We start from the raw sequence: 22,582 nt of genomic DNA, 5'->3' as shown, positions 1-22,582 counted from the left end.
CGATAGCTTTTAACCTCCCTTCAAATGATGATCAAAGATAGCTTTTAACCGCAACGGCGCGCGAAGGAATTATTCAACATGTACTTATTTAAATATAATTGGAAGTTTGATGCTATCAATTTTTAATCCAAATTCCGGTGACGATCCGGGAATTCTCAAATTTAACAACATAACAATAAAATGAGTTCTTCAAATAAGATGTTTTAATATCAAATATCTGCCCGGGATTTTGAACTGAATAGACATTGAATCCCAGAGGATTATACATCTCAAAAGAACTGACAGGCATTTCTGCATTAACACTAATTACACCACTACCCGGATTTGGAAACACCCGTATTTTTCTTAATAAATTTACCTCCTGGTTTTCACGTATATCAACAAACATGGCAGAATCGAATTTCATCAGAAATCCATCTCGTTCATAATCCTGAATGGAATCATTGTATATACTGCCTGTTAAAATTACTCCTCCGTCATAAGTGGCTTTGATATAAAAAGTTGCGTATAAGGCATCGCCACCTATATACTCTTCATATATTAAATCAAAATTATTATTCAGGCAGGCCACGTAGACCCAGCTTGGGTTTGTATTCCAAAGTGTAGAACCCTTATCTTCCATACCACCTACAAAGATCCTTTCAGGATTGATAAAATCTATGCACTGTTTCCACGCCGCATAAGTAGGTTTTTCAGGATCGGGGTAGGTCAGGTCTATATAATCGTCGACAGTTAGGTCTTCATCCATTTTCATTACCCTGATAAATCTTTCCGGATAGGAACCTCTTTCGTATGGCCAATAAGTACCACAAGAGATGTATCCACTTGCGGAATAATTCAATGTACTGTATGGTTCACCAAAATCAGGATAAGTATACCATTGATTTAGTAGCAATTGAAATAGAGTATCATATTCAAAATACTTACAACTAGAATGATCCGGAGGTGTATATCCACCAAAAAGGTGTAAGCCAATAGAAGATGAATCAGAAGAAAGTGTAATTGAGGTTAATGTAGAATTTTTTAATTCATCATTATTATGAAAGAAAAGAATGCTGTCACCATCCGAATCTAATTTAAAAAGATAGGTATAGTTTGTATAACTTGTATCAGGTATGATAGAATTTGCATATAGGTAATGGTTATTCGGTAAATCAACCAAAATACTTAAGTTTTGGTTATATGTACCGGTTGTCTGAATTCTATATACCTTTTCCCAAATAATTTCAAAATCAGTTGTTAATTTGCAGAACCATTGAAACTTACTGGTTTTATTACCAGCGGTGTCCAGGCTCCAGGCATCACCACCAATAACCAGGTTTCCTGTATTATCATAAAGCAAAGCCAGGTAGTATAACATAGTATCCGGTTTTTGATAATTCCAACACAAAGTATCACCGTCATTGGTTATCTTGTATAAATTAGAGCTACCATTATTAAATGTCCAGTTGGGCTTTTCTGCCTTCCAAAGAATAAAAAATATTTCACCTTCCGGGGTACAAGCTATGGGTCCGCATACTTCATCATGGTTTCGGGAATTAAAGATGAGTTCCATAGATGGTTGTGTATAAGTCAATAATGGTACTAATGTTGAAACTATTAAGACTATTATTTTCGATAAAATATTAAAGTACTTCATTTCAGTTCGGATAAATTATCTCGACTTATTTTTCATATAAACAAATGTAGCATCTTTTAGAAATTTTTTGATAATCATCCAAATATCTTTAATAAACCATAGTATTTATGCAAATCCGTGTGCCATTAATAGAACGCGGATAAACGCAAATGCAGCCGATGACCGCGGATTATTCATAACTGATCTGGTTTTGTTGTAATTTTGTCTTAATTCGGATTAAATGAAGGCGAAGGTATTGATACAAACCATTGAGGAAGACGGTTGGTTTTTAGTCAAGCAGGATTAAAGGATATGCAGGAATGAAAAAGTATATTGTAATTTTTGAAAAAACCGAGACTGGTTATAGTGTCTATGTCCCAGATTTACCTAGTTGTATAGCTACCGGTAAAACGAAAAACATTGCGGAAAATAATATTTATGAAGCAATCCGGTTTCACCTGGAAGGTTTAAAACTGGAAAATCTTTCCATTCCAAAGAGTAGATCAGAAGCTGGGACCTTGTATGTGAAAGTTTAAAGCTTCCATTAAGCCTCATTTTATTATAACCTACCAACTTACTTCAAGTTACCATCGTTATTTTAATACGCCACATCATTAACCACTAAGGCACTTAGAACACTTAAGGGCACTAAGATTTAGCTTGTTTGGAAAATTCTTCTGTAACCAAGGGAATCATTTGTGCTACGATATTTTCACAATTAAAGTTGATTAATAAACCTTTAGGTTTACCTGTGAGTTTCAGATAAGATAAAAGTTGTGCTTTATATAACGGTATCATCGCATCAACAGCTTTTAATTCAATAATAATCAGATCATTGACCAAGAGATCAAGTTTTAAGGTTCCACCTAAAACTTTTCCTTTATATTTTATGGGTACATATACCTGAGATCGAACAGTCAAACCGGAATCTAATAATTCTTCGATCAGACATGTTTGATAGACAGATTCTAATAGTCCCGGACCCAGATTTTTGTGCACTTCAATAGCACAACCTACCATTTTGTAGGCAATTTCGTTAATGTATTTCTGTGTCATCATTTCCTAAGTGTTTCTAAGTGTTCTAAGTGCCTCAGTGGTTAAATAAAGCCATAAGCACAATATCTGTTAATTACACAATTCCCCCAAATATACCCGCCCCTGTTAAAAAAAATGCAGAGATTGCTTACTTTTGCCATAAGATCAAGTCTGTCATGCAACATCAACTCTTCATTTACAACAGCCTTTCAAGGAAGAAGGAACTTTTTGAGCCACTTTCACCCCTTCATGCCGGCATGTATGTCTGCGGGCCGACGGTTTATGGTGATCCGCACCTGGGACATGCCCGTCCGGCCATAACCTTTGACCTGGTTTTCCGCTACCTGCAACATATCGGGTATAAGGTTCGCTATGTGCGCAATATTACTGATGTTGGACATCTTGAAGGGGATGCCGATGCTGGGGATGATAAAATCGGCAAAAAAGCGAGGATCGAGCAGCTTGAACCCATGGAAGTGGTACAATATTATACTAACCGCTACCATGAGGCCATGGCGAAACTTAATGTCTTAAATCCCAGTATTGAGCCGCATGCTTCCGGACATATCATCGAACAAATTGAAATGGTTCGGAAAATCCTCAGCGCAGGATTCGCTTACGAGCGGAACGGTTCTATTTATTTCGACATAGAAAAGTATAACAAGAAATACCCATACGGGGTGCTTTCCGGCCGGAAAGTGGATGAATTGCTTGCTTTTACCCGTGAACTGGAAGGACAGGAAGAAAAAAAGAGCAGTTTCGATTTTGCTTTATGGAAGAAAGCGACGCCGGACCATATCATGCACTGGCCGTCGCCCTGGAGCGAAGGCTACCCGGGATGGCATCTCGAATGTTCCGCAATGGGAACCAAATACCTGGGCGAGCAATTCGATATACACGGAGGTGGTATGGACCTGCTCTTTCCGCATCATGAGTCGGAAATCGCTCAATCCATGGCCGCAAACAACAAAATGCCGGTCCGTTACTGGATGCACAACAACATGATCACCATTAACGGGCAGAAAATGGGCAAATCGCTTGGGAATGCCCTTTCCCTGGAAGCGTTCTTTAGCGGAAATAACCCCCTGCTTAATAAGGCATACAGCCCGATGACGATCCGTTTCTTCATCCTACAGGCGCACTACCGTGGTACGCTCGATTTTTCGAACGAAGCGCTGCAGGCGTCGGAGAAGGGACTGAAGAGATTAATGTCAGCGGTCGGCGGTCAGAAACCAGAGATTGAGGAACCGGGAACCGGGAACCGGGAACCGCGAACTACTTCGCCAGTAGTCGAGTCTTTCATTAAGTCCTGCTATGATGCGATGAACGACGATTTCAACAGCCCGGTGCTGATCGCGCAGTTATTTGATGCTGTCAGGATTATCAACCTGGTCAAAGAAGGAAAAGAGAAGTTGTCAGGGGAAGACCTGGCATTGCTTCGACAGACCTACCGGGAATTTATCGTTGATATTTTAGGCCTGGTGCCGGAAGAGCAATCAGGATGGAAAGATGAGCTGATCAGCGGGCTGATGGATACCATTATTGAAATCCGCCAGGATGCGAGGGCAAAGAAAGACTTTTCTACATCTGATCAGATCAGGGATAAGCTGCTGAAGATCAATATTCAGATTAAGGATGGGAAAGAAGGCGCAAGCTGGGAAACGACAGAAGAGGTTTAAGGTTTAAGTGTTGAGGTTTAAGTTCGGGACTTTATCTGTGTTTAATCTGCGTAAATCTGCGTATTCTGTGGTGAATAACTAACTAACCACAACCAGGAAATAGTTTTTCTTCCCTTTTTGAACCAGGATAAACTTGCCGTTCAATAAGTCTTTTACGCCAATAACTTTATCTTCCCCGATTTTCTCTTTATTGATTGAAAGAGCATTTTCCTTAATGGTCCTCCGCGCTTCGCCACGGGAAGGAAAGATGCCTGTCAGGTCAGCCAGGAATTCCAGGACCTGGATACCCTGCCGGAGTTTTTCCCTTGAAATATCGCTTTGGGGCACCCCTTCAAACACGGACAGGAACAGATCCTCAGAAAAATTTTTCAGTGTTTCTGTCGTACCTGCTCCGAATAGAATGGCAGAAGCATCAAGCGAAGACTGGTAATCGGCTTGCGAATGCACCCTGACGGTAAGGTCCATTGCCAAAGCCTTCTGCAATTCCCGTAAATGCGGTGCCTTGCGGTGCCGGGAGATCATTTCATCCACTTCTTCTTTTGAAAACAGGGTGAATATTTTGATATACTTTTCCGCATCCTCATCTGAAGTATTCAGCCAGAACTGGTAGAATTTATAAGGAGAGGTCCTGGCCGGATCGAGCCAGACGTTGCCTTCTTCAGTTTTCCCGAACTTGCCGCCATCGACCTTGGTGATCAGCGGGCAGGTAAGGGCAAAAGCATCCCCGCCGGTTTTACGGCGAATAAGTTCGGTGCCTGTGATTATATTTCCCCATTGGTCGGAACCACCCATCTGCAACTTGCAGTTTTTGTTTTCATTAAGATAAAGAAAATCGTACCCCTGCACCAGCTGGTAAGAAAACTCGGTGAACGAAAGGCCAGTTTCCAGTCTTTTCTTCACGGAATCCTTAGCCATCATGTAATTAACGGTGATATGCTTACCGATGTCACGTACGAAGCCGAGGAAAGTGAATTCTTTCATCCAGTCGTAATTATTCACTAATTCTGCGGAATTTTTTGCATCGCTGAAATCAAGTAGTTTCCCGAGTTGTTTCTTAATACAATCCTGGTTATGCCTGATGGTCTCCTCGCTGATCAGGTTACGTTCCTCCGATTTACCAGACGGGTCGCCGATCATGCCGGTTGCTCCGCCGACTAATGCCAGCGGCTTATGCCCGGACAGTTGCAGGTGCTTCAGCATCATGATCCCCACCAGGTGGCCGATGTGCAATGAATCGGCTGTTGGGTCGATGCCGACGTAAGCGACCACCATTTCTCCGCTTTTGAAAAGATCCTCAATTTCAGGCGTCATATCCTGGATCATCCCGCGCCAGCGCAGTTCTTCGATGAAGTTCATAATCATTTATTTTAGGCAAAGGTAGAAAAAACAGGAACTCACTCCCAGGCCCTCTCTCTTTTCAAAGAGAGGGGGGTCATGGAAATTCATAAATTTATCTTATTTTCACTCCGTAAAACTCGGGCAAAAAACTCTCAAAAGAAACAATGAGCAAGAACGGCACGAAAATCCACAAGTTTAATATTTTTTATAATCTTCTGAAACTTTACCAGTTGCTGGTATTCCATCTGTATTATAAGAAAATAGAGGTAATAGGAAGAAAGAATATTCCGTATGGGAGTCCGATAATATTTACACCTAACCACCAGAATGCACTGATGGATGCGCTTATCGTTCTCAATACCGCCAGGCTCAATCCTGTTTTTATGGCGCGGGCCGATATTTTTAAGAAAAAGACCCAGGAAAAAATCCTTAATTTCCTGAAAATTATTCCCGTGTATCGCAAGCGCGACGGTGCTGAGGAGCTTTCCAAAAACGACGATATCTTTAATATATGTATCGATATCCTGAGGGACTGTCACAGCATCTGTCTGATGCCTGAAGGGGACCATGGTCATCATCGCAGGCTGAGGCCCTTGGTAAAAGGCACCTTTCGGATTGCTTTCCGGGCACAAGAGAAATTCGGTGATATGAACGGTGTGAAGATCGTTCCCGTGGGAATTGATTTCGAGCATTATCAGAAAATTCAGCAGGACCTGCTCGTGATTTATGGTAATCCCATCAATGTGTCTGAATTTATGGAAGCCTACCGTGAGAACCAACCCCGGGCCATCAACGCCATCAAAGACAGGCTATCAGATGAACTTAAAAAGATCATTGTACATATTGGCAACACTGAGCATTACGACATGTACCAGGATTTACGTGGTATTTATAACAGCCGTATGCGTGACTATGCCGGAATCCGGGGTAACAGTCTGTACAAACGCTTCCAGGCCGATAAGCAAATGATCAGCCTGATTGATATGAGCTTTAAAACGAATCCTGAAAAGATGGTTCAGCTTTCAAAGAAGGTTGCTGAATATATGGCCGGACTGGAGGAATTGAATCTGCGCGACTGGGTCATCGACCGGAAAGGATTTTCGGTACTGAGAATCCTGCTTCAGGCATTGTTGCTGATCGTTACTTCACCCATTTTTATCGTGGGTTGGATTGCCAATATCATCCCATATACCATTCCCCGGAGGATGATCAAAAATGTAAAAGACCCGCAGTTCGTAAGTTCCTTTAGGTACGTGGTGGCATTGCTGTTTTTTTTCTTTTATTATACTGTTGCTGGCGTCCTGGCAGGAATATTTACAAATCCCGGCTGGATTTCATGGGCCGTAATGGCGGGAATGCTGGTCAGCGGTTATACTGCGCTTTTTTACAGCTTTTCCATCAAGAAACTATTTGCAGCCGTCCGTTTCAGGTTATTGAAGAGGAAAGGGGATAAGCGCATCAAACGGCTGATGGAACTACATGAAAAAATAATATCTACCATGAACAGCGTTAGCGATCAATTCATGGGATCGATTATCCCTAAAGAAGAAAGAGGTTGGCATGAAAAATCATAAATTTTTCGATGGAAAAGTAATCTGGATCACGGGAGCTTCCAGCGGCATCGGAGAAGCGCTTGCCATCAAGCTTTCCGCATGGAACACGCATTTGATTTTATCCAGCAGACGCAGGGAGGAGCTGGAGAGGGTCAAAGCCGGACTCAATCTGAGGCCCGAAGATGTTTACGTTCTTCCGCTGAACCTCGGCGATCCCACCTCCCTCGAAGAAAAAGCAAAAGAAGCACAAAAGGTTTTCGGACGAATAGATATACTGATAAACAATGGCGGAATCTCACAGAGGTCGAGGATAATGGAGACCAGTGTGGAAACCGACCGGAAGATTATGGAGATCAACTATTTTTCGGGAGTAATACTTACCAAAAGTGTAATGCCATCGATGCTTGCCAGAGGTTTCGGACATATAGTTGCAGTGAGCAGCGTTACGGGCAAGTTTGGTTTTCCGCTCCGTTCGGCCTATTCAGCCTCCAAGCACGCTATGTATGGCTTTTATGAGTCACTCAGGGCCGAATATTCCGATCAGGGCATCCGCACCACTATAATTTGTCCGGGGCGGGTAAGCACCAATATCTCCCTTGGTGCTCTGGGTCCTGATGGTAAGCCTCAGAAAATCATGGATCCCGGACAGCAATATGGGATACCGGCCGAAAGCTGCGCGATGGATATCATAAACGGTATCCGTAAAAACAAAAGAGACGTATACTCCGGAGGCAAGGAGCTTTTGATGGTGTATATTAAAAGATTTTTACCATGCCTGGCATACAGGCTGGCGAGGAAAGTTAAAAGGATTTGAAAATTAGATCCTTCTTCTTCACCCTGCTGAATTTAAGCGTCTTTAATATCCAGTTGGGAAGGGGTTTGCGGGGATCGCGTTTACGCAGGTCGAGGTACCAGCCCAGCTTTTTCATGATAGGAATTTTATCGGTTTCCACGAACTCGATCAGTGTGCCGTCAGGATCTTCGATGTATGCAAAGTGTCCTGCTGCCTCACCCATATCAAAAGTTTCGGTTTTAAGAGTGTGAGTACTGTCGACCTTAAAAGCAAAACCCTTGCTCTTACATTCAATTCTGAGGGCATCCATTCCCTTGATATCATAACATAAGTGGATAAAACCCAGGTCGCCCCAGAAGCGGTTTTTAAAAATCTGTTCGGGCTCGCGATCCATTACCTGGATAAGTTCCATGACACTGGGCCCCAGTAATCTTGAAAAGGAGCCAAGCCGCGGCTTGCTATGCATGAGTAATACCCTCCGCAAGATTTTGTCGCCCCCGGGCAGACATTTCAGGTCTTCGAAAACGCCTTCTTTATCGTAAACAACCGTGTCGTAACCAAGAATTCCGGAATAAACTTTACGGGCATTTTCAATGTTCGACACTCCTATGATAGCGCCGAAAGCAGCACCGGTAGATTTCCCGTGTTCCATTATGAACCAGGAGTGTCCTTCAACAACCTGGAAAAGATTATTGTAAGGATCCTTCACAAAGAAATACTCTTTACCGTCGGGTCCAACCGATATTCCATTCAGATTCAGGTTTTTCTTCTGAAAAGTTTCGTATGCATCCCTTACATTACGGGCTTTGATTTTAGTAATATAGATTCCCAGGTCACCCGCTTGAATTTCGTTCGCGGGGCCATCGGGAATTCTATCCACATACTGCCAAATCTCGAATCCACCTCCACTCTGAAGATTCATAGTGAGTGCAGCATGACGCTTCCTGGGTTTACCACCGGTATAAGAAAACATAAGCTCAGCAACAGCAGCATCCTCAAAAATCTTTATGTCCATTCCAAAATGTTCACGATACCAGTTCCAGGCCTCATGAACATTGGTAACCCCGATGCCGATCTGCTGTATTCCGCTGATTATCTTTTCTTTTAACATCATAATAAAATATTTTGGTGTGAAATTAATAATTTTTATTTGCTGTTCGATTTGAATAGTATTTTAATTGCCAAACCCGAGGCCCCTTCTCTTTGAAAATCGGGATGGAATATAAGGGGGAGAGTTTTTTCCTAAATTTGTCGCATGATCTTAGTCACAGGTGGAACGGGACTGGTAGGTTCACATTTGATTCAGGCGCTTGTCAGGGAGGGTAAGCGAGTCCGTGCAATAAAAAGACCTTCCAGCGATCTGGGAATGATCCGCAAGGTGTTTGATCTTTATACCCCGGAGCCTGAAAAAGAATTTTCACAGATCGAATGGGTGGAAGCCGACATCATGGACATCTTCTCACTGGAAGAGTCCATGGAAGGGGTGGAAGAAGTTTATCATTGCGCTGCCATCGTATCGTTTCTTCCGGAAGATCGCAAGAGACTTCTGCGGATCAATACAGAGGGCACTGCAAACATTGTGAATGCCGCGCTGGAGAAGAAAATCCGGAAGCTATGCCATGTTTCATCCATTGCTGCACTTGGCCGGCCTGAAAACCAGGCCGACCTGATCGATGAGAACCTGGTCTGGAAGACATCAAGGAACAATTCCATATATGCCATCAGCAAATATGGCGCAGAAAGGGAAGTCTGGCGAGGAACTGCCGAAGGGCTCGATGCGGTGATCGTCAATCCAAGCATTATCCTCGGCGTTGCAGGGGCAAGCATGGGTAGCTCAAGGATATTCAATTCGATTTGGGAAGGCCTGAAGTTTTATCCCCCGGGCATAAACGGTTTTGTAGATGTACGCGATGTCGTAAGGGCCATGATTTTACTGATGAACAGCGATATCCGCAATGAGCGTTTTATACTCAGTGTGGATAATATTGAATATAAAAGGTTGTTTGATCTCATTGCGGCAGCAATGGGCAAACCTGCGCCACACCTGAAGGTAAGCCCGATGTTGTTAGGTTTCGCATGGAGGGTTGAAAAATTAAGGTCGATGGTAACCGGCGTTAAACCTTTGATTACCAAAGAAACGGCTCATACCGCCGTGCAGCAGTATGAATATTCGAACGAAAAGATAAAAAAAGAGCTTGGATTTGAGTTCACACCGATAGAAGAGACGGTGCGGCATTTTTGCGGGATTTTTATGAATGGCTAAATTGTTAAATTGAATTTAAAACTAACTTTGTCCTCCTTAAAACGCTTTTAGAATGAAGAAGATTGCTTTGATTTACTGGCCTAAAAAAGGCAACACCGAGACAGCCGCTCAAAAGATTTATTCGAGGTTTGAGAAAGATGTCATCGACATATTCACGATCACAGAGATCAACACGGCTGAATTTGCCATGTATGATGCTTTTATTATCGGTGGCTCGACGACAGGGGCTGACAATTGGGAAAACGCGCATAAAACGAGATGGAATGCTTTTTTTGACAAACTTGACAAGGCGGAGCTCAAAGGAAAAACTTTCGCGTTATTCGGCCTGGGAAACCAGGTGCTTTACCCGAATAACTTTGTCGATGGCATGGCTTTCCTCAAGGAATTATTTGAAAAGCACGGCGCTGTTCTGAAGGGATTGTGGCCCATTGAAGGCTATGACTTCCAGGAGTCCGAATCGGTTGAAAACGGCAAGTTCTACGGCCTGGCGCTTGATTTTGACCAGCAGGACGAACTTACTAACGGGCGTATCGAAAAATGGGTCGCCCAGATCCGTAAAGAATTCGGAATTTAATCGGCGATAGTATTCTTATAATGCTCAAAGCGGTCGAGCACTTCCAAAACGAAATTATAAGCCTCTTCACCATTCGCATACCCGTAGCGCACGACCGAATCGCGATAAAAAAGCGGGTTTGATTTATTCAGGACATAATAATCAACATTTTCTGTCCAGACATTAGGATCTTTGCCATTCTTTCCGGCGAGCCTGCGGGCATCAAAAACATGGGCTATACCTAAATTATAGGAAGCCAGGATAAATTTTATCCGCTCTTCAGGATTGGTGATCTCTTTGGGAAGTTCCCGGTCGAGGATTCTAAGATATTTGATACCAGCCTCAAGCTGTTCAAATTCAGAAGCGGTGCTGTCGATACCGAACAAGGTTGCGGTGGAGGGCATCATCTGCATCAGACCGAAAGCCCCGGACCAGGACCTGCTATCAGAATGGAACTGTGATTCCTGGTAAATGAGCGACGCAACAAGCCGCCAGTCAAGGTCATACTGTTTGGAAATATTTCGAATGATATCATCGTACTGCGAGATTTTCTTCCCGTTGAAGGAGACAACCTCGCTTTTGGCCATATAATCCGTTGGACTGTAATCAGTTATCGCAATTAGCTTGCCTCTTTGCTGTATTTCACTGATCCTGAAACGCCGGGGTATGTCATCACCGGACAGGATCTGGTTCATTTTTTCCTGGTGATTGGTCAGACAAGAGGTTAATAAGAAAAGTGGAAATAAAAGCAGGAGAAAAATTGAAAAAAATTTAAAAGAGATGCTTATTTTTTGAGATAAATTCATCAAATCTGTTTTCGTTCAACAAAAGCCCTGTTATAATTAAAATAGCGTACCATTTAATAATCAGGCTATTAACTACTCAGCATGTTAATGTTTATAGTTTAACGCGGCAAAGGTACGTAAAAATTCCATCCGGCGGACAACCGGATGGAATCTTATGAATATCAGAATGTTAAAAAACGTTAATCAAATACCACCTGCATTTCAACCCTTCTGTTCGTCTGGCGGCCTTCAGGGGTATCGTTGTCGGTGATCGGCTTGGTTTCACCGAACCATTCAGGGAGAAGCTGACTAGGTGGAACCCTTTTACCCTGGAGGTATTTGGCGGTAGCCTGGGCACGGTTTTTCGACAGGTTCATGTTATATTCGTCACTTCCGACATTATCAGTATGTCCTGAGATTTTCAGCTTCCAGGTTGGTTTGCTGATGAGCAGGGCAGCCAACTCATCCATTGAAGCAAAGGAAGAGGAGCGGATCACTGCTTTAGCGGTTTCAAATTCGAGGTTTTCAAAAGCAGTTTTCAGAACCGCTGCTTCTTCAGCCTTTATAACTGGGCAGCCGAAATTAGTCGGATCACCTGGTGTCAGTGGGCAGCGGTCTTCTTTATCTACCACTCCGTCACCATCAGAATCTGAATAGGGGCAGCCGTTATTTTCGGGCGGGCCTTTCTTATCCGGGCACATGTCATCGGCATCTTTCACTCCATCACCGTCGGTATCGAGGAATGGGCAGCCAGCGTATTCAACCAGGCCGGAAAGGTCAGGGCAATTGTCTTTAATATCCGGCACACCATCGCCATCGCTATCGGGACAACCAACGAGCTCTACCGGACCAGCGGCATCCGGACATTCATCCTGGTCGTCTACTACTCCATCGTTATCCCTGTCGGGACATCCATTCGTTATTTTGGGACCGGGCACATTCGGGCACTTGTCGTCTAAATCAGATACTCCATCCCCGTCTGTATCCGGGCAGCCCAGGAATTCCTTCAGGCCTGGAATATCCGGGCAGGCATCTTCACTATCTGCCACACCGTCGCCATCACGGTCTGGGCAACCATAAAATTCCCACAGGCCCGGGGTAGTCGGACATTTGTCTTTTTTATCGGAAACCCCGTCATTGTCCCTGTCGGCAGGCGGCTTACCCTGGAAGAAGGGTATTTTAACACCCAGGTATATGCTTGATCCGTAGGGATCACTAAACAAGCCGGAGAATATATTGTTAATACCGAAATAGACGAAGGCAGCCCTGACTCCCAGCCCCACATTGAATTTCTGGAACTGATTGTACTGAAGAGGCACCGATACGGTGAACCACTTAGATTCGAAACGGGGAGTAATGCTGTAATTCGACATGTAATGGGAATTGTTGACTTTGGAATAGCCCTGGTTTAACCCGGTGAAAGTAGTCAGGTTAACATATAATCCGCTTACGATTTTCACATCGACCTGCAAACTTAATGCAGTGGGCAGCTTTACAGTGAATATATCTTCATTCTTGCTTCCTTTTTCCATTCCCTGTTCGTTATTTATCCTTTCGTTTACCGTATCGGCAAAGTTCACATAAGGTGGAAAACCGAAATGAACTTCCTCAATATTCATCCAATGGGTATTTAGAGTATCATTATTTATGTAATTTGGAGAAAAAGCTGCAGTGAAATCGGTACTTTTGTACTCTTTTTCATATCTGAGCCTGCCAATATCCAAAACCGATACACCTATTTTCAGCAAATATTTATTTTTGTTTTTCATTTCCAGGTCCGTCTGACCATCCATATTATAACGGTAATCCTTGTATTTCGGGCGTAATTCATAGACTACCCCGAGGTCAAGGCCGACGGACGGCTTGGCAGCAAATTTATAATCCAGGTAGAACTTATATTTTCCGTTATCGTCATAGCCTCCCCAGTTACCAGACACGCCCGAATTAGCATAGGGCGAATTCCATGACATATAATCAGCATCATTTCCAGTTTCATCCTGTTTATGGAAATAGTAGTAAAAATCTTCACTCTGCACATAGGCGGCCCCCAGACCCTGGAGCAGCTTAACCGTGACCCCGGCCTTGAGGAAGTTGGCGCCCGTATTCACGAGTTCAGTAGCATAAGACAAACCATAATCGACGAACATATGATGAGAGACGCGCAGATTCTCATCATGGTACCATTTATCCCAGTAAAGCGGATCTGTAAAATCCTCGTAGATGGAACGGGACAAGGGTTCGCTGAGATCATCCGCATTGACAATATTGCGGAGACGTGAAGTAAAACCAAAAGCTTGCTTCTGGCCTATGGAAATCAAAAAACCCGGCCCCAGGACGGATTGAGACACGAAGGCTGTTTTATCCTTGCCATTGGGACTGGTCATGTAGGAGTTGTCTTCCCACCAGTTATTATCTGTCAGGATGCTGAATGGATTTAAGACCCCTGTAGATTTAAACCGGATCATATCATTATAGATATCATTATTAAAACCGAAAACATTGATATCTAATTTGAAGCGGCTGTCGGCAATTGCAGCAGGCTGCAGGAACACCTGGTTAATGCCCATGTAATTGTCGCTAAGGGCAGGGAGGAAATCCTGGGCCAGTGAAAAACCAACCGGGCCAAGCAGGAAAACCAGTACCAATAACTTTTGTTTGTAGAAATTTCTCATAATAATACTTGGTTTAAAGGGTTATTTTATTAAGACTGAATAAAATTAATAATCATTTTTGTCATGTGCAAATTTTTTTTGAATTTTAAATTCCCGCAACTCGCGGAATAGGTGTGAATGAACTTTCACAATATAAAGGTCAGTCCTTTAATTCCGGAAAGCGTTACACAATTAAAGAAAAGAGTTACATAATTCACACATTATCAAGTGTGATGCGTCTTTTGTGCTTGAGTTTCTTGAAGCAGGTTGGTGCAGGGTCATTCTCAGGTTGTCTTACGGTATTGCCATACTGCTACGGTGAGAGCGAGAATTGCATATACCCCCAGGATAAGAAGATTACGGGAAATATCCAAAAATCCTGATCCCTTAAGCATGATCATCCGGATAACTTCGACAAAATAGGCGATCGGATTTAACAGGTCGATGATTTTGGCCCATTGGGGCATGCTGTCGACAGAGGTAAACAATCCGCTCATCAGGATAAAAATGACCAGGAAGAACCAGGACAGGAACATGGCCTGTTGCTGGGTATTCGTTTTTGTTGATATCAATAAGCTCAGCCCGAGCGTGACCAGCAAATAAACTGCCGCAACAAGGAAGATGAGCCAGACGCTGCCGAGTATCGGAATGGCAAATATCAGCCGCGCCAGTATCAGGCCAAAGGAGAGTTCGACCAAAGCCACCATCCAATAGGGGAGGAGCTTGCCGATGATGAACTGGTATTTCCGGATAGGTGTGACATTGATCTGTTCAATGGTGCCAATCTCTTTTTCCCTGACCAGGTTCATGCCAGAGAGAAACATCCCGATGATTGTTACGAGTAAAACGAGAATCCCCGGAACCATGTAATTTTTGTAATTCAGTTCGGGATTATACCAGAATGACCATGTAGCCTGGATCGGCTCCTCAGTCGATAGGCCGGAGGATTCGACCAGCAGGTTGATATTGAAATCCTGGATGATAGACAGTGTGTAAGCATTCATCAGTGCGCCGGCAGCGCCATCGATGGCATTGGTGACAATCTGGACTTTCGCCTGCCCGATGGTATTCAGTTCTTTTTCAAAACCTGCAGGGATTGAGATGATCTGCTGCGCGCGACCGGTCAGGATATCCTGCTCACCCAGCTTGTCAGAGTTCGAAAACTCCACGATCTTATAAAACGGTGATCCTGAAAAATGGCCGATAAGGTCGCGGGAAGTTTTGCTCCGGTCGAAATCGACCACATGCAACCTGATTACCTTGATCTCAAAAGTAGCGGTATACGACAGGACAATCAGCTGGATCAGCGGAAGGATAAAGATGATCCTGACCATGACCTTGTTGCGGAACAGCTGAATAAATTCTTTTCGTATGATAAAAGTAAGAGTTCGCATAATTATGCTAGTCTGATCTTAAAATTTCTGACACTTAATCCGATGAAAACTGCCGTCATCAGGATAATGATCATGGTTTCCTTCCAGATATATTGCAGGCCGACCCCTTTAAGCATGATGGCTTTAATGATGATGATGAACCATTTCGATGGCATCAGGTTACTGATGATCTGCAATACAATTGGCATATTTTCAACCGGGAAAATGAATCCTGAAAGCAGGATAGTCGGCAGCATCAGCCCGGCCAGGGAGATCATCAGGGCAATCTGCTGGTTTTTACTGATGGTGGAAATTAATATCCCCATCGAGAGGGCCATAATAATGAAGAGTATAGCTTCCAGCAATAAAAGGGCCAGGTTTCCCCTCATCGGCATGCCAAAGACAAAATAGCCGAGCGTCAAAATGGTGACGGCGTTGATGAGTGACAGGACCACGTAGGGAGTTACTTTTCCAAGGATGATCTGGATCGGTTTTAAGGGGGATACGAGCAATACTTCCATCGTTCCCAGTTCTTTTTCACGGGCAATGGAGATTGAAGTCATCATGGCACAGACCAGCATCAGCAAAACCGTGATAATGCCTGGGACAAACATGAAAACGCTTTTTAGTTCCGGATTAAAGAGCAGTTTAGGTTCGGGAATGATCAGAACCGGGATGGCAGCCTGGTTTAATATCAGATTTGCCTCGTAATCCTTAATGATGGCACGGGTATAATTTGCCAGCAGGCTGGCCGTATTCGGGTCGGAAGCATCACCGATAATGTGGATCCCGGCTTTTTTGTCTTTTTCAAGGTTTTCAGCAAAATTATCCTCGAAAATGATAACCTGTTTGATTTTCCCCTGCCTGAACTTGTCTTCAATCTGATCTTCACTGACAAGGTTTTCCTCGAGTATGAAATATCCTGAAGAGGTGATCTTTGCTATGATTTCGGTAGTTACCACATCTTTGGAATGATCCAGCACCGCGATCCGGGCATTCTTGATCTCGTTGGTCAGCGCAAAGCCAAACAATAGTATCTGGGCCACCGGCATCCCGAACAGGATGATCATCGTCCGGACGTCGCGGAAAATATGGTAGAATTCTTTTATAATGAAGCCTCGCATATTTTAAAATTCCAAATTCCAGATTCAGACTGCTGACTGTCAACTGTCAACTGTCAACTGTGCAGATCCTCTAGCAATCTTCACAAAAACATCCTCCATAGAATCAGCCTGATACTGCTCCTTCAACGCTGCCGGTGTATCCAGCGCTTCGATCCGCCCGTCGACCATGATGGAGACCCTTTCGCAGTATTCAGCCTCATCCATATAATGCGTGGTCAGGAATACAGTAATCCCCTCATGGGCCGCTTCGTAAATCATATCCCAGAACTGGCGGCGTGTGACGGGATCAACACCACTTGTCGGTTCATCGAGGAATACGATAGCCGGCTCATGCATAACGGCAATAGAGAAAGCAAGCTTTTGTTTCCATCCCAGTGGAAGGGATTGGATCACCCGGTCTTTGTAATCTTCAATCCCCAGTTTCTTCAAAAAATAGGTCATCCTTTCACGGATCTTATTATTGCTTAGGCCATATATCCCGCCGAAGAAAGTAAAATTCTCGCCAATGGTCATATCGTCATAAAGAGAAAATTTCTGGCTCATATAACCAATGTTTCTTTTAATCTTTTCCGTTTCCTTATAAACATCATAACCAGCAACCTTTATTTTTCCGGATGTTGGTTTCCACAAACCGCACAGGATCTTTATTGCCGTGGTTTTCCCTGCGCCATTGGCACCCAGGAAGCCGAAAATCTCCCCCTTCCTGACAAAGAAATTCAAATGGTCATTCGCCACGAATGAGCCGAATTTCTTTACCAGATTCTCTACTTCAATTATATGATGGTCAGAAATAGTCATAAAGTGGTCATTAGGTTGGCCCCGGGGTGGGGGAAATTTTCATCAGTGCCATAAAACTATCTTCCACAGATGGTGTTATAACCTTGACAACTAATTGTTCATGCCCTTTAGCGGTAAAAAAACCTCTGATACTTTCTTCCTGCCATGCATCTTTCTTTACGGCAGCATGTATGAATTCCCCTGACCGGTATGCCCGGATCGTACCTGGATATTCAAGGACATCAAACAATAGTTGGTACATGTTCTCTGATTTAACTGCCAGTAGCGGATTTTCGTAGGATTTTACTATTCCTACCGGTGTATTCACACTTAATATTCTCCCCTCCTGTATGAGTGCAACGCGGTCGCAACGGCTCGCCTCGTCCATGTAAGGAGTAGAAACCAGGATCGTAATGCCTTCCTCTTTTAGTTTACCCAGCATATCCCAGAATTCTTTCCTCGAAACGGCATCAACACCGGTGGTGGGCTCATCGAGAAATAAGATGACCGGCTTATGAATCAAAGCACATGACAGGGCCAGTTTCTGTTTCATCCCGCCGGAAAGCTTCCCTGCCGGCCTAGTTTTAAAAGGCTCGATCTGCTGGTAAATATCCTTGATCAGATGATAGTTTTCTTTGACGGAGGTTTTAAAAATACTGGCAAAGAAATTCAGGTTTTCTTCCACGCTCAGGTCCTGGTAAAGGGAGAACCGGCCGGGCATATACCCGACAATCTGCCTGATTTTCTTATAGTCTTTCACGGTATGGAACCCTTCTACGAAAGCTTCTCCCTCATCCGGAATCAGCAAAGTGGTCAGAATCCGGAAAAGGGTCGTCTTTCCGGCTCCGTCAGGGCCGATAAAGCCGAAGATCTCACCCTTTTCCACAGTAAGCGAAATATGGTCAAGTGCAGTTACCTCATTGTATTTTTTAACGATCCCGGATATGTTGACTGCGTGTTCCATGATTTCTGCCAGGAGGTATTATTTCACCCATGTCCAATATGTGGTTCTGCCGATCCATGAAATCCCGATATATCCCCGTATCTTCAAAGTCCCCTCTTCATCAATTTCCATATAACAGTCGTAGGTTTTGCCGTTTTTCGGGTCATAGATCGTTCCGTCTTCCCATTCTTCATCACCATCGAAGATGAAATCATGCAGGATCACCAGTCCCAGCACAGGCCTGTTCTGCAGGTTTACATCGGGATTATCATCGTCTATCTTGGGTTTTCCGGTCACTTCATCATTCGGTTCTTTCAACCAGACAAGTTTCCCGAAATATTTGCCTGCCTCCTTATAAATCTCGACATACGCATCTTTATCCTCATTGAGCCATTTCCCGAGGATAAGATCGGCAGGGTATTTCTGTGATAAGGCTGGGACTACGGCTAATATCAACGCAATTAATACAGTTAATTTCATAAGCTTTTTTGTCATAATAGTCAGTTTTAATTATTTGGGTAAAGTTAGAGGAATTATTTTGCCTTCATAAAGTTGATCTCACCCGGCATACCGATCTTCAGTGTGCCATCGTTCGGGACCCTGACTTTGGCCGCGTATACCAGGTTCACCCTTTCCTTTTTTGTTTGTATGGTCTTTGGGGTAAATTCGGCCTTGGAACTGATCCAGGATACGGTTCCCGGCAATGCGGAAAAGTCTTTTTTGTTTTTGTCGATGAGCACTTCAACCGCCTGGCCCAATTTGAGATAGGGAAGCTGGTCACCGCCGATATATACTTTCAGCTCCAACTCATCCAGGTTGGCCATTTTGCAGATAGGTTTGCCCATTCCGGTTATTTCACCGGCTTCGGCAAACTTCACCAGCACTGTGCCTGAAAGGGGGCTGACCAGGTAACATTTGCCCAGGGTCTCTTCCACTTGCCTGACCTGGGTTTCCAGGGTTGCCATTTCAGCCCTGACAGCCTCCTTTTGTACTTCTGTGGCAAGTATCTGCTGTTCCAAAAGGTCAAGGCTGCCTGTTATGTCATCCATTTGTTTTTGCGTAGCCGCGCCGTCTTTAAGTAAATTAGCCACTCTTTCCTTATCGACCAGGATATTCTTTCGTTGTTGTTCCTGTACACGGACCTGGGAATCGAAATTTCTCAACCTTGCGAGGAGAACCTCTTCCTGGCTGATAAGCTGTCGCTTTTTAAGCGACAGATCTATCGTATCGATCAGCCCGATGGTATCGCCCAACGTGACATCCATGCCTTCTTCTATGTTCAGGCTGAGGATCTGGCCGTTGGCCTGCGAGGAGACAATGACCTCGATGGCTTCAAAATTTCCATACGCATCTGACCTTTCGGTGCGCGAACAGGCCAATGAAAGAATTAACAATAAGATCAGGTAAAATGTATTTTTCATAAGTTAATGATTTTACAGTTTTCCGGCTGTTGAGAGATATTCATATTTTGCCCTTACCAGTTGGATCTGGTGGATTTTCAGATTAAGCCTGGCTTCTGTTTCAGCATTGAGTTCCGTGATGTACTCGGTTGCTGTAATAACGCCATTCTGAAGCCTGGAAGCGTATGACTGAACAATTCCTGCCCTGATTTTGGAAATTTCTTCATCTTTCGGAAGAAGCGTTTCGATCTTTGTGATTTCGGCCATCCTTCTCTCGAGGTCAACTGCCAGGTTTTGATCAAATGATTCACGGCTGCTGGCCAGGATTTCCTTTTGCAGGTCAAGAATTGATTTCTCATTGCGGGTTTTATTCCAGTTCCAGAAATTCCAGCTAAGTTTAGCGCCGATAATATAATAATCATCAAATTCGTTCAGGAGCATATTAAAGCCCGGCTTGCCATAACCTGCCTGGCCGTAAGCCAGCAGCCTGGGCATAAGCCTGGAGGAGGCCAGCTTTTTTAAGGATTCAGCTTTTTGTTGCTGCAAGCTGAAAAGGTTGTATTCCAGCCTGTCATGACCCGGCAAGTAAGGTTCAACAGACGGATTTCCCCAAAGAAGCTGAGTCCCAATGATTATCGTATCGCCGGTCAGGATTGACAGCACTTTGTATCCTGAAGAAATTCCCGCTTCTATTTCGATTTCCTTTTGGTCTATTTTCAGCAACTCCGCCTTCAGAATTTCGGCATTGGAAGAAAGTACCATACCGTTTTTAACACCGGACTCGACTTCTTTTAAGCGGGATTTAAGGTTTTGCCTGTTGACATTCAGCAGCTCACGATTTTCCTGTAAGGAGATAATACTGAAATAAACCCCGATGACCTTTTCTTTGAGGCGGTAAAGATCAATGCCAATATTTTGCTGATTGATCTGGTTATCAATGTATTCAACGTCTTTATTTCTTTTAGTTAACCCGCCATCATAGATCAGCTCGCTGACATCAAGTGAAATCTTGTACTGATCCTTATCGAGCGGCTCAATAATGAATGCAGGGCTAAAAATGGGTATTTCCGTTACATCAGACTGGTAGTGCGCATCACCGTTGATATTCATCTCAGGGAGATAATTCCGGTTGAAGTTTTTGATCTTTAACCCGCTTGAAGAGGCCAGCAGGTCATATTGATCGAAGAGTGGATGATTTGCTAAGGCCTGGTTTAGGCAGTAATCGAGTGTGACTGACCCGTCCTGTCCTGAAGCAAGGGCAAAATAGCTAACCCATGCTGTGATCAACAGTATTTTTTTTAACATGGTTTTATTGCTTTAATAATGAAATCGGCTACTTCTTTTTTCCGGTTTTCCATGAAGACCTCATAAGCCTTTGCATCGTTCTTAAAAATGAAACCCTGAACCATCGGGCGGGCGGCAAAAGGAAAGATGCATAAAGCCAGTAAATTGACTATTAATTGCCTGGGATCGATATCGCCGATATTTCCTGATTTTATTTCCTTTTTTATAAGATTAATAAAGATATCCGGGTTAATGCCGGTAGATTTGATAAGTTCAATGACACGTCCCGGGTTCCGGTGAAGCTCGTGGAGGATAAAGAGTGGAATCTGGGGATATTCCAGTAAGGCTCCGATATAAGTATTCACAAAACCCCTGATCTTATCCGGAAATTCAGCTTCTGATGCGAAAACCTTCATCAGGTTGGGAACCATATGAGCGAATGCTTCGACAAAGACGGCTTCGAAAAGCCTGTCTTTGCTACGGTAATAATAGTGAAGCAGGGCTTTATTGATCCCGGATTCAGAAGCGATCATCTGCATGGATGTCCCGTCGAACCCATTCTCCAGGAAGACTTTCCTGGCCGCGTCGAGGATAAGGATTTCGGTTTCAGAATGTTTTTGGCTCATTTTGACTAAAAGATTTAATCACATAATTTAACCAAATGGTTTAAACGATCGGACAAAAATAAAATGTTTTAATTCATTTCCGACAAGAAAGTGAAAATATTTTTTTACTTTGCCGGCAGATTCCTCGCTTCGCTCGGAATGACGTTTTATGCCCAAAAACTATTGGGCGCCGCCTTTCTTTCCCTGGCTTATAGCGTCATTCTCACGAAAGTGGGAATCTCTTCGCAACCCTTGTAGTAATCCCACGTGCGGAAATCTAATCTGGACATCAGCGTTAACGTTAACTGTCGATTCACTCTATTATTACCTTCTTTCTTACAGAGGTTCTCTCCAGCTCAAGTTCAATTATATATAATCCGGGCATTAATTTGGACACATCAATGAGATCATCTGTCAGACGACCGTAAAGAACTTTTTGCCCGAGTTGATTATAAAAAACAAACTGATTTATTCTTAAAGAACTTTTATTTTCTACTGATATTTTGCTTTTAGCGGGAATAGGATAGAGCCGGATATCCGGGGAGTTAATTGGCTGTTTGACACCAAGTATCGGATTTATAGATTTAAATAGATAGTGACTGTATGAACGGCTATAATAACTTTGAACATACACGTGGTTATCAGGTGAAACAGAAATTTGATTAATATAAGGATTTATAACTCAATACTCCGGTAAAATTTTACGATGAAATTAACAATAACATGTTTGTAAAAACCTGCTTAATAGGCTGAAGACAAAAGAGAAAAGCATCTGCTTTGTTGTAAACCAAAACTCCAAAACAAGATG

At 43.5% G+C, this 22,582-nt stretch carries 20 protein-coding genes; 6 read left to right on the top strand and 14 right to left on the bottom strand.

Annotated elements, in window-relative coordinates; translation table 11 throughout:
* Positions 1–115: 115 nt before the first annotated feature.
* Positions 116–1,555, bottom strand: a complete 1,440-nt coding sequence (locus tag M0Q51_05265; GenBank protein MCK9399388.1) for a hypothetical protein — start codon at positions 1,553–1,555, stop codon at positions 116–118.
* Between the two features lie 383 nt (positions 1,556–1,938).
* On the opposite strand from M0Q51_05265, the gene M0Q51_05260 reads away from it, so the two are divergent.
* On the top strand, positions 1,939–2,154 hold the full coding sequence (locus M0Q51_05260) for a type II toxin-antitoxin system HicB family antitoxin (protein ID MCK9399387.1): 216 nt from the start codon (positions 1,939–1,941) through the stop codon (positions 2,152–2,154).
* Between the two features lie 112 nt (positions 2,155–2,266).
* Here M0Q51_05260 and M0Q51_05255 read toward each other — a convergent pair whose 3' ends face one another.
* Complete coding sequence (locus M0Q51_05255; protein ID MCK9399386.1) at positions 2,267–2,677, bottom strand: GxxExxY protein; 411 nt, start codon at positions 2,675–2,677, stop codon at positions 2,267–2,269.
* A gap of 152 nt (positions 2,678–2,829) precedes the next feature.
* Here M0Q51_05255 and cysS point away from each other — a divergent pair, with 152 nt between their 5' ends.
* Positions 2,830–4,332 carry a cysteine--tRNA ligase gene (gene cysS, locus M0Q51_05250; GenBank protein MCK9399385.1) on the top strand — a complete coding sequence of 501 codons (1,503 nt, stop codon included), beginning with the start codon at positions 2,830–2,832 and terminating at the stop codon, positions 4,330–4,332.
* A gap of 78 nt (positions 4,333–4,410) precedes the next feature.
* On the opposite strand, the gene tyrS is transcribed toward cysS, so the two are convergent.
* Positions 4,411–5,688 carry a tyrosine--tRNA ligase gene (gene tyrS / locus M0Q51_05245; protein MCK9399384.1) on the bottom strand — a complete coding sequence of 426 codons (1,278 nt, stop codon included), beginning with the start codon at positions 5,686–5,688 and terminating at the stop codon, positions 4,411–4,413.
* 146 nt (positions 5,689–5,834) lie between these two features.
* On the opposite strand from tyrS, the gene M0Q51_05240 reads away from it, so the two are divergent.
* Together M0Q51_05240 and M0Q51_05235 are read left to right on the top strand one after the other, a co-directional pair.
* The gene (locus tag M0Q51_05240; GenBank protein ID MCK9399383.1) at positions 5,835–7,244 is read left to right on the top strand and encodes a 1-acyl-sn-glycerol-3-phosphate acyltransferase; all 1,410 of its coding nucleotides are present in this window, start codon (positions 5,835–5,837) and stop codon (positions 7,242–7,244) included.
* A complete protein-coding gene (locus M0Q51_05235) occupies positions 7,231–8,037 on the top strand; it encodes an SDR family oxidoreductase (GenBank protein MCK9399382.1) in 807 nt (268 codons plus the stop codon). Before M0Q51_05240 ends, M0Q51_05235 begins: the two co-directional genes overlap by 14 nt.
* Here the strand turns inward: M0Q51_05235 and M0Q51_05230 are convergent.
* Complete coding sequence (locus M0Q51_05230; protein MCK9399381.1) at positions 8,024–9,130, bottom strand: VOC family protein; 1,107 nt, start codon at positions 9,128–9,130, stop codon at positions 8,024–8,026. The genes M0Q51_05235 and M0Q51_05230 overlap by 14 nt on opposite strands.
* Positions 9,131–9,271: 141 nt before the next feature.
* Here M0Q51_05230 and M0Q51_05225 point away from each other — a divergent pair, with 141 nt between their 5' ends.
* Both M0Q51_05225 and M0Q51_05220 read left to right on the top strand, forming a co-directional pair.
* Positions 9,272–10,279, top strand: coding sequence for an NAD-dependent epimerase/dehydratase family protein (locus tag M0Q51_05225; protein MCK9399380.1), 1,008 nt, complete (start codon positions 9,272–9,274; stop codon positions 10,277–10,279).
* Positions 10,280–10,331: 52 nt separating this feature from the next.
* Positions 10,332–10,853, top strand: coding sequence for a flavodoxin (locus M0Q51_05220; GenBank protein ID MCK9399379.1), 522 nt, complete (start codon positions 10,332–10,334; stop codon positions 10,851–10,853).
* On the opposite strand, the gene M0Q51_05215 is transcribed toward M0Q51_05220, so the two are convergent.
* The 10 genes from M0Q51_05215 to M0Q51_05170 all read right to left on the bottom strand — a co-directional run bounded on the left by M0Q51_05215 (position 10,850) and on the right by M0Q51_05170 (position 21,795).
* Positions 10,850–11,527 carry a transglycosylase SLT domain-containing protein gene (locus M0Q51_05215; GenBank protein ID MCK9399378.1) on the bottom strand — a complete coding sequence of 226 codons (678 nt, stop codon included), beginning with the start codon at positions 11,525–11,527 and terminating at the stop codon, positions 10,850–10,852. The two genes, M0Q51_05220 and M0Q51_05215, sit on opposite strands and share 4 nt — an antisense overlap.
* A gap of 290 nt (positions 11,528–11,817) precedes the next feature.
* The gene (locus tag M0Q51_05210) at positions 11,818–14,289 is read right to left on the bottom strand and encodes a DUF5723 family protein (protein ID MCK9399377.1); all 2,472 of its coding nucleotides are present in this window, start codon (positions 14,287–14,289) and stop codon (positions 11,818–11,820) included.
* Positions 14,290–14,552: 263 nt separating this feature from the next.
* Positions 14,553–15,662 (bottom strand): ABC transporter permease, encoded by a 1,110-nt coding sequence (locus M0Q51_05205; protein MCK9399376.1) that lies wholly within the window; start codon positions 15,660–15,662, stop codon positions 14,553–14,555.
* Positions 15,663–15,664: 2 nt separating this feature from the next.
* A complete protein-coding gene (locus M0Q51_05200; GenBank protein MCK9399375.1) occupies positions 15,665–16,765 on the bottom strand; it encodes an ABC transporter permease in 1,101 nt (366 codons plus the stop codon).
* Between the two features lie 39 nt (positions 16,766–16,804).
* Positions 16,805–17,563: an ABC transporter ATP-binding protein gene (locus tag M0Q51_05195; GenBank protein MCK9399374.1), complete on the bottom strand. Its 759-nt coding sequence runs from the start codon at positions 17,561–17,563 to the stop codon at positions 16,805–16,807.
* 10 nt (positions 17,564–17,573) lie between these two features.
* A complete protein-coding gene (locus M0Q51_05190) occupies positions 17,574–18,506 on the bottom strand; it encodes an ABC transporter ATP-binding protein (protein MCK9399373.1) in 933 nt (310 codons plus the stop codon).
* An 18-nt stretch (positions 18,507–18,524) separates the two neighbouring features.
* Positions 18,525–18,980 carry a DUF2147 domain-containing protein gene (locus tag M0Q51_05185; GenBank protein ID MCK9399372.1) on the bottom strand — a complete coding sequence of 152 codons (456 nt, stop codon included), beginning with the start codon at positions 18,978–18,980 and terminating at the stop codon, positions 18,525–18,527.
* 38 nt (positions 18,981–19,018) lie between these two features.
* Positions 19,019–19,906 carry an HlyD family efflux transporter periplasmic adaptor subunit gene (locus tag M0Q51_05180; protein ID MCK9399371.1) on the bottom strand — a complete coding sequence of 296 codons (888 nt, stop codon included), beginning with the start codon at positions 19,904–19,906 and terminating at the stop codon, positions 19,019–19,021.
* 12 nt (positions 19,907–19,918) lie between these two features.
* A complete protein-coding gene (locus M0Q51_05175) occupies positions 19,919–21,190 on the bottom strand; it encodes a TolC family protein (protein MCK9399370.1) in 1,272 nt (423 codons plus the stop codon).
* Complete coding sequence (locus M0Q51_05170; GenBank protein MCK9399369.1) at positions 21,184–21,795, bottom strand: TetR/AcrR family transcriptional regulator; 612 nt, start codon at positions 21,793–21,795, stop codon at positions 21,184–21,186. Before M0Q51_05170 ends, M0Q51_05175 begins: the two co-directional genes overlap by 7 nt.
* Positions 21,796–22,582 lie beyond the last annotated feature (787 nt).

It is taken from the genome of Bacteroidales bacterium (assembly GCA_023229505.1).
Classification (GTDB): Bacteria; Bacteroidota; Bacteroidia; order Bacteroidales; family JAGOPY01; genus JAGOPY01.
This window is presented reverse-complemented; position numbering and strand designations above follow the sequence as displayed.